The sequence below is a fragment of the Domibacillus sp. 8LH genome (assembly GCF_038806185.1).
GTDB classification, from domain to species: domain Bacteria; phylum Bacillota; class Bacilli; order Bacillales; family Domibacillaceae; genus Domibacillus; species Domibacillus indicus_A.
The window spans coordinates 1-237 of sequence record NZ_JAVJNG010000323.1 but is presented as its reverse complement, the minus strand read 5'-3'; the positions used below and the strand labels follow the sequence as shown (position 1 = coordinate 237).

The following is a 237-nucleotide window of genomic DNA, read 5'->3' as shown; positions in this document are numbered from 1 at the left end:
AAGATGCCACAGGTACACTTAATAATGGAGATACGTATGAGATGAAGAATTTAGATATTCGTGACTTTATCGGCACCGTCCTTCATTGGTCTGACACAATAGAAGTCCTCGACTATGATGAATATCTCGACCTTTGAGCTACTCACCACTTAATACCCTTGCGGGTTGTTTGAAGTGGGAGATTCATGGGAAAAAAGCGTACTTGTTGGCGTATTTCTTTACCAACAGAGGTTTCTC

Annotated in this window: 1 pseudogene; it reads left to right on the top strand. The window is 41.4% G+C overall.

The window, feature by feature from the left end:
- Positions 1-137, top strand: a pseudogene (locus tag RG959_RS24880) (cysteine hydrolase); the annotation flags it as partial.
- Between the last annotated feature and the right edge of the window lie 100 nt (positions 138-237).